Origin of the sequence: Delftia sp. SD018 (genome assembly GCF_017355445.1) — a bacterium.
GTDB classification, from domain to species: domain Bacteria; phylum Pseudomonadota; class Gammaproteobacteria; order Burkholderiales; family Burkholderiaceae_C; genus Comamonas; species Comamonas acidovorans.
Genome location: NZ_JADDRN010000061.1, coordinates 1 through 7,380, shown reverse-complemented (window position 1 = coordinate 7,380; position 7,380 = coordinate 1). Strand labels below are relative to the sequence as shown.

Below are 7,380 nucleotides of genomic sequence, written 5' to 3'. Positions count from 1 at the left end.
AAAAGCCAGTCGCGCAGGGCCTTGGCGGCCGTGGCGTCGTCCTGGCCCCAGCGGTCCATGACCTGGGCTGCCAGCGCGCGCGGGGGCAGGCTGGCATCGGCATCCAGGCCGATGCGGCGCAGCCGGGCGCGGGTCCTGTCCATCAGGCGCAGCCATTCATCGCGGCTGTTGCGCTGGGCGCGGGCCATCCAGGCCAGCCAGGCCAGCGCAGCCACGCCGGCCAGCGCGCCCAGCAGGCGCAGCATGTCCACCCACGATGGCGACTGCACGCCCAGGTTCTTGAGCAGGTCCAGCTGGCGGCTTTGCGTGTAGTTCAGCACCCACTGGTTCCAGCCGTTGTTGACGGCCTCCCACACGGCGCGCATCTGCTGCAGCATGCCCACGCCCACGAAGTTGCCTACGGCGCCCGCAATGGCACCCTGGGGCGCGCGCAGGCGCTGGAACTCGCCCACGCGCGACGGGGCCACGGCGCCGGTGGGGTCGATGCGCACCCAGCCCTCGTCCTCCAGCCAGACCTCGGTCCAGGCGTGGGCGTCGGCGTTGCGCACGGTCCAGTAGCCATCGACAGGGTTGCGCTCGCCGCCCTGGTAGCCGGTGACGATGCGGGCAGGCACGCCCATGCCGCGCATCAGCACGGCGAAGGCCGAGGCGATGTGCTCGCAGAATCCCTCTTTGCTGTCGAACCAGAAATCATCGGCCGTGTGCACGCTGTCCACCACGCCGGGCTCCAGCGTGTAGGTGTAGCCGCCCGTGCGCAGGCGCGCCAGGGCGGCCTGTACCCAGGCGCGGGGCGGGGCGTCGGCCAGTTGCGGGTCGGCGCGCATCTGCCGGGCCAGCTCCAGCGTGCGCGGGTTGCTGCCTTCGGGCAGCTGGGTGTAGCGGCGCAGGGCGCGGGTGGGCTGCAGCGGCCCGTAGCTGAACTGCACATGGCTTTGGGCGCTGATGCGCACCACGTCGGTGATGGGGCGCCAGGCCAGCCATTGCAGCTGGGGCGTCATGCGGGCGCTGCCCATGCCCGGGGGCAGCTCGGGAGCCCTGGCCGCGGCGTCCAGCAGGGGCAGCCAGGGGCGGCGGCTGGGCTCGATGGTCATCTGGTAGCTCACGCCCTCGCCGGAGACGCGCAACTGCGCGTCCTCCAGAACGGCCTCCGTGTCCATCTGCCATTCCTGTCCGTCAAAGCGCGACAGAACGGGCCCCCGGAAATACAGGGTGTTGGCAGGCGGAGGAGCACCATCGGGCGTATCGAAGCGCAGGCGCAGGGCCACGTTTTCGTCCAGCACCAGCGAGGCCATGGAGCCCACGCGCATGTTTTCCGACAGGCCGCTGCGGCCGGCCAGGTCGTTGCTGGGCACACCCCACAGCGGCGCCATGCGCGGGAAGAACAGGAACAGCGCCACCATCACCGGCGTACCCCACAGCGCCAGCAGGGTTGCCGTGCGCAGCGCCTGTGTCAGCGGCGGGCGGCCGGCGGTCATGTGGGCATTGACCAGGGCCGTGAGCAGGCCCAGCAGGCCCAGCACCATGGCCAGGGCCAGCAGCAGGGACTGCGAGTAGAAGAAGTTGGCCAGCAGCGCGAAGAAGCCCAGGAAGAACACCACCATGGCATCGCGCCGGGCGCGCAGCTCCAGCGTCTTGAGCGCCAGCAGCAGCACGATCAGGGTCACGCCCGCATCGCGCCCGATAAAGGTGCCGTGCGAGACCCAGGTGGCGCCCACGGCCAGCAGCAGCAATCCACCCAGCACCCAGCGGCCGGGCAGGGGCTGGCCTCGCCAGGCCAGCAGGCCGCGCCACAGCAGCAGGCCGGCCACGAAGACCATGGTCCACCAGGGCGTGTGGGCGGCCTGGGGCATCAGCACCCAGGCGACCACGGCCAGCAGGAACAGGGTGTCGCGCGCATCGCGCGGCAGGGCGGCCAGGCGCTGGCGCCAGGTGGCCGCGGGCTGCGCAATGGCTTGGAAGGAGGAGGGCATGGACGTGCGATTCATGGGCAGGCCGCCAGGGCTTCCAGGCAGAGCGTGGCGTGGGCCGCGCCCTGGTCAGGGGCGATCTCGCGGCCGTCGGGCAGGCGCAGGCCCCAGGTCAGGTCCTGCTGGCGAGCGACCAGCACCCAGGCGGTCAGGCGGCTGAGGCGGGCCTCGGGGTCGGCCAGGCCGGTGGCCTTGGCGTCCAGCCACAGGCGGTGCTGCTGGGACAGCGGGCGGTCGCGGCTCACCAGCTGGTCACTGCCCGTGGCAAAGGCCTGGGCGGCCTTTTTCCAGACCACCAGCTTGAGCGCATCACCGCGCCGGTAGGCACGCACGCCATCGAACTCGTCTCCATGGCGCGTGGAGGCCGCGCTGCGGCCGCCGGCATCGGCACTGGCCGCAGGCAGGGGCGGGGGATTGTGTTCTGGCGCCGGGTAGATCCAGGCCTGGGTCTGCGCGCGCCACAGCGCCCAGACGCGGAAGGTGCCCAGCGGGTAGCGCGTGGCCGCCGTGATCGTGGGCAGCGATTGCAGGCCCCGGCGCAGTGGCGTGAAAGCCAGTTGCGCCGTGGTGCTGCCCTGTGCCGGGACATCGATCCAGGTCCAGTCGGTGGCCGCTGCATCGCCCTGCACGGCAAGGCCTATGCCCCAACGCGTGCTGCGGCGTGCGTTGTGCAGCACCACGTCGAAGCGGCAGGGCTGGCCGGCAAAGCTGCCGGCCGGCGGCAGCAGATGCAACGCCAGGCCGCGCAGATTGCCGTGGCCGACCACCATGCCCGCTGCCGCGCTGCCGGCCAGCAGGAATGTCAGCAGATAGCCCAGGTTGAGCTGGTAGTTGATGGCGGCCACCAGCAGCACGCACAGCGTCAGCGCCAGGGCCCAGCCTGCACGCGACGGCATGATGTAGACATTGCGCTGGGTCAGCTTCAGGCTGTCCGTGCGGGGCAGGCGGGCATGCCACCACTGGCGCACGCGCCGCGCCGGAGACCATCGCTGGCGCAGCGATGCCCCCGGCCGGGGGGCGCCGGGCGAAGACGCGGGAGCGGCCGGCATCAGCGCAGCGCCACGGCGTCCAGCATGGCGCGCACCTGCTCCACGGCGCCCCGGCCGCTGGAGCCTATGGGCACCAGGCGGTGGGCCGCCGTCTGCGGCAGGATGGCCTGCACATCGTCGGGCGCCACGTAGTCGCGCCCTTCCATCAGGGCCACGGCCCGGGCCGCGCGCAGCAGCGCAATGCCCGCGCGAGGCGACAGGCCCTGCACGAACCACTGGCCCGAGCGCGTGGCTTCCAGCAGGTCCTGCACATAGTCGAGCAGGGCATCGCTGGCATGCACCTGCAGCACGGCAGCCTGCAACTGCTGCAGCTCGTCCGTGGTCAGCAGCGGTGCCAGCGCGTCGGCCTGGGCGCGCCGGCCATTGCCGGACAGCAGGGATCGCTCGGCCGCGCGGTCGGGATAGCCCAGGCTGATGCGCATCAGAAAGCGGTCCAGCTGGCTTTCGGGCAGCGGGAAGGTGCCCAGCTGTTCCTGCGGGTTCTGGGTGGCGATCACGAAGAAGGGCTCGGGCAGGCGGTGCGTGCGGCCCTCGGCCGAGACCTGTCGCTCCTCCATGGCTTCGAGCAGGGCGCTCTGCGTCTTGGGGCTGGCGCGGTTGATCTCGTCAGCCAGCAGCACCTGGGCGAAAACGGGGCCCGGGTGGAAGACAAAGGTCTCGCTGGCGCGCTCGTAGATGGACACGCCGGTGAGGTCGCTGGGCATGAGGTCGGCCGTGAACTGCACGCGCGAGAACTGCAGCCCGAAGCTGTGTGCCAGCGCATGCGCCAGCGTGGTCTTGCCCACGCCGGGAACGTCTTCCAGCAGCAGGTGTCCCCCGGCCAGCAGGCAGGCCACACTGTCGCGGACCTGAGCCGGTTTCCCTACAACCACCGTGTTAAGCTGATCCAGAAGCGCCTTGATCTTGTGTGTTGCTTGCATGGCGCGACGTTATCCTAAAAAAAACATCGCGGAGACATCACTGTGGGCAAGACGGGTTATTTCACCCATAGGGAGTGCTGGCGGCATGAGATGGGGCCGGGGCACCCGGAATGCCCGGCCCGGCTCGACGCCATCGAGGACCGGCTGCTGGTGACCGGCGTGGCCGATGCGCTGGAGCGGCACGAGGCTCCCCAGGCCTCGCTGGCCGATATCGAACTGGCCCATGACCGCATGCATGTGGCCGCGCTGCAGGGCCTGACACAGCGCCTGGTCGAGGAGCAGCAGGCCGGCGGCCCCGAGTACTCCCAGATCGACACCGACACCTCCATCAACAGTCATACCTTCTCGGCCGCCCTGCATGCGGCCGGCGCCGCGCTGGCGGCCACCGATGCGGTGATGGCCGGCGAGCTGGAGAACGCCTTTTGCGCCGTGCGCCCTCCGGGCCACCACGCCACGCGCCACCAGGCCATGGGCTTTTGCTTCTTCAACAACGTGGCCGTGGGCGTGAAGTACGCGCTCAGCCGCCACCACCTCAAGCGCGTGGCCGTGATCGATTTCGACGTGCACCACGGCAACGGCACGGAGGACATCCTCTCCGGCGACGACCGCGTGCTCATGTGCGGCATCTTCCAGCACCCCTTCTATCCCTTCAGCGGCGACCAGCACCCGGCCGCCAACATGGTCAACGTGCCGGTGGCCGCCTATACCAAGGGCATGGACATCCGCGAGATCGTCGAGATGATGTGGATCCCGCGCCTGGAGGCCTTCAAGCCCGAGCTGATCTTCATCAGCGCCGGCTTCGACGCCCACCGCGAGGACGACATGGGCCAGCTGGGCATGACCGAGCAGGACTTCACCTGGATCACCTCGCGCATCAAGGACATCGCGCGGCGCTTTTCCAAGGGGCGCATCGTCTCCTGCCTGGAAGGCGGCTATGTGATGGGGCCGCTTGCGCGCAGCGTGGAAGCGCACGTGCGCGTGCTGGCCGACCTCTGAACCGGATCTGGAACACCATGAACGCGAGCACCCATCCTCCTGAAGCCAGCCCCCTGCTCGACGTGCAGCGTGATGCGCGCGGCGTCGTGCGGCTCACGCTCAACGACCCGCAGCGCTTCAATGCCCTGGGAGAGCAGATGCTCACGCAACTGCAGCATGCGCTGGACGACGTGGCGCGCGACGAGTCCGTGCGCGTGGTCGTGCTGGCTGCGGCCGGCAAGGCCTTTTGCGCGGGACACAACCTCAAGGACATGGCGGCCCATCCGCAGCTGGACTACTACCAGAAGCTGTTCGCCCAGTGCAGCCGCATGATGCTGTCCATCCACCGGCTGCCCGTTCCCGTGATCGCGCGCGTGCACGGCATTGCCACGGCGGCAGGCTGCCAGCTCGTGGCCCAGTGCGATCTGGCCGTTGCTGCGCAGGCGGCACGCTTTGCCACCAGCGGCATCCACTATGGCCTGTTCTGCGCCACCCCCAGCGTGCCGCTGGTGCGCAACGTGCCGGCCAAGCAGGCCATGGAGATGCTGCTCACGGGCGACTTCATCGACGCCCAGCAGGCGCTGGAGCAGGGCCTGGTCAACCGCGTGGTGGCCGAGGAGGCGCTGGACGATGCCGTCGAACACTTCGTGCAGTCCATCGTCAGCAAGCCCCGTGCGGCCGTGGCCATGGGCAAGGCGTTGGTCTACCGGCAGCGCGAGATGGGCATCGAGGCGGCCTACCAACTGGCCGGCCAGACCATGGCCGCCAACATGATGGATGCCGACGCCCAGGAGGGCGCCCAGGCCTTCGCCGCCAAGCGCGAACCGGCCTGGAAGACGGGCCACTGACCGACCTGCATGTAGGTCCCGGTCCGGTCGGCCTGTCCTGGATCTGCGCGATGATGGCGGCCTGCGCCCTTGCGGCGGAACGGCCCTGACCCATGGACATCTTCGACAAGCTCATCAACGACTTCCAAAGCTCCAGCGCCTGGCTGGAGTTCTCCGTGCTCATCGCCTGCCTGCTGCTGGCCTACGGCGCCATGCGCGGCCTGCATGCGCGCTACGGCCATCTGAACGATGGAAAGCCCTCCGTATGGATAGGCCGCCATGCGCTCGATGGCGCCCTGTTCCCGCTGCTGGCGCTGGTGCTGGTCTTCACCAGCCAGGAGATCCTGGCGCGGTTTTCCACGGTGTTCTGGTTGCGCGTGGCCGTGTCGCTGCTGGTGTCCCTGTCGGTGATCCGCTTCGTGGCGCGGGTGCTCAGCCGGACCTTCCCCCACTCCACCGTGGTGCGCCTGATCGAGCGCATCTTCTCCTGGCTGGCCTGGGGCGCGGCCGTGCTGCACAGCATCGGCCTGCTGCCGCAGGTCATGGAGGAGCTGGAGGCCCTGCAGTTCAACATCGGCAAGACGCCGGTCAGCCTGCTCAACCTGATCGAGGGCACGCTGTCGGCGGGCCTGATGATGGTGGCCGTGCTGTGGGTGGCAACGCTGTTCGAGCAGAAGGTCATCAACCAGTGGGTCAGCGACCTGTCCATGCGCAAGGTGGCCATGAACATCACGCGCAGCGTGCTGATCCTGGTGGGCCTGCTGGTGTCGCTGTCCATGGTGGGCGTGGACCTGACGGCGCTGTCCGTCATGGGCGGCGCCATCGGCGTGGGCCTGGGTTTCGGCATGCAGAAGATCGCCTCCAACTATGTGAGCGGCTTTCTGGTGCTGATCGAGCGCGCGCTGCGCATCGGCGACAACGTGCGCGTGGATGGCTTCGAGGGCCGCATCACCGACATCCGCACGCGCTACACCATCATCCGCGCGCTCAACGGCCGCGAATCCATCGTGCCCAACGAGACGCTGATCACCCAGCGTGTGGAGAACCTCACCGGATTCGACGTCAAGTTCGGCCTGTCCACCAACATCGTCGTGGGCATGGACAGCGATGTGGAGCAGGTGCGCGGCATCCTGCTCGATGCAGCAGCCGCGCAGCCGCGCGTGCTCAAGACGCCCGCGCCTTCGGTGGCACTGGTCGACTTCGTCGAGCAGGGGCTGCAGTTCAGTCTCAGCTACTACATCAACGACCCGCAAAATGGCCAGGGCAATGTGCGCTCCGAGGTGAACCTCGCCGTGCTGCGCGGCCTGCGTGCCGCGGGCGTGAGCCTGCCAGTCCCCAAGCAGGTGGTGCAGATCACCGAACGCGGGGGCGTAGTGGCTCAGGCAGCAGAGAAAAGCAGCTAGGATTATTCCTAGGTGCATACCCTGAGTTCAGGCTGTTCCCCCGCAGGAAATCTCAATGGTCGTGCTTAAAATGGCACGATCGTTCTTTTTTGTGAGCGCGCATGCGGCCCTTGGCCGTCAGGGAAACCTGCCGCAGCTGCTGCAGCGCCGCATACAATGATTTCGGTTTACGTAAACGTCAATCTATCAATCAATCAGGAGCCGCTGCAATGAAGGTTTTGGTCCCGGTCAAGCGCGTG

At 68.6% G+C, this 7,380-nt stretch carries 6 protein-coding genes; 3 read left to right on the top strand and 3 right to left on the bottom strand.

The genetic code is table 11. The annotated features are described in order from the left end of the window. The 3 genes from INR38_RS28445 to INR38_RS28435 form a co-directional block, all read right to left on the bottom strand. Positions 1-1,985, bottom strand: a 1,985-nt coding sequence (locus tag INR38_RS28445) for a DUF3488 and transglutaminase-like domain-containing protein (protein WP_207476063.1), incomplete at its 3' end; no start/stop codon positions are given. Beyond that, positions 1,982-3,016: a DUF58 domain-containing protein gene (locus INR38_RS28440; protein WP_207444599.1), complete on the bottom strand. Its 1,035-nt coding sequence runs from the start codon at positions 3,014-3,016 to the stop codon at positions 1,982-1,984. The genes INR38_RS28445 and INR38_RS28440, both read right to left, overlap by 4 nt. Further along, the gene (locus INR38_RS28435; protein WP_099753123.1) at positions 3,016-3,936 is read right to left on the bottom strand and encodes an AAA family ATPase; all 921 of its coding nucleotides are present in this window, start codon (positions 3,934-3,936) and stop codon (positions 3,016-3,018) included. The genes INR38_RS28440 and INR38_RS28435 overlap by 1 nt, the downstream gene beginning before the upstream one ends. Before the next feature lie 42 nt (positions 3,937-3,978). Here INR38_RS28435 and INR38_RS28430 point away from each other — a divergent pair, with 42 nt between their 5' ends. The 3 genes from INR38_RS28430 (at position 3,979) to INR38_RS28420 (ending at position 7,141) form a co-directional block, all read left to right on the top strand. Continuing rightward, positions 3,979-4,932, top strand: a complete 954-nt coding sequence (locus INR38_RS28430; protein WP_012204307.1) for a histone deacetylase family protein — start codon at positions 3,979-3,981, stop codon at positions 4,930-4,932. 17 nt (positions 4,933-4,949) lie between these two features. Further along, positions 4,950-5,759 carry an enoyl-CoA hydratase gene (locus INR38_RS28425; RefSeq protein ID WP_099734264.1) on the top strand — a complete coding sequence of 270 codons (810 nt, stop codon included), beginning with the start codon at positions 4,950-4,952 and terminating at the stop codon, positions 5,757-5,759. 92 nt (positions 5,760-5,851) lie between these two features. Then, a complete protein-coding gene (locus tag INR38_RS28420; protein WP_013803461.1) occupies positions 5,852-7,141 on the top strand; it encodes a mechanosensitive ion channel domain-containing protein in 1,290 nt (429 codons plus the stop codon). The last annotated feature ends 239 nt before the right edge of the window (positions 7,142-7,380 follow it).

Bases quoted from the DNA above. Each gene is read 5' to 3' on its own strand.
- INR38_RS28440 (WP_207444599.1), bottom strand. From the start codon at position 3,016: ATGCCGGCCGCTCCCGCGTCTTCGCCCGGCGCCCCCCGGCCGGGGGCA.
- INR38_RS28435 (WP_099753123.1), bottom strand. From the start codon at position 3,936: ATGCAAGCAACACACAAGATCAAGGCGCTTCTGGATCAGCTTAACACG.
- INR38_RS28425 (WP_099734264.1), top strand. From the start codon at position 4,950: ATGAACGCGAGCACCCATCCTCCTGAAGCCAGCCCCCTGCTCGACGTG.
- INR38_RS28420 (WP_013803461.1), top strand. From the start codon at position 5,852: ATGGACATCTTCGACAAGCTCATCAACGACTTCCAAAGCTCCAGCGCC.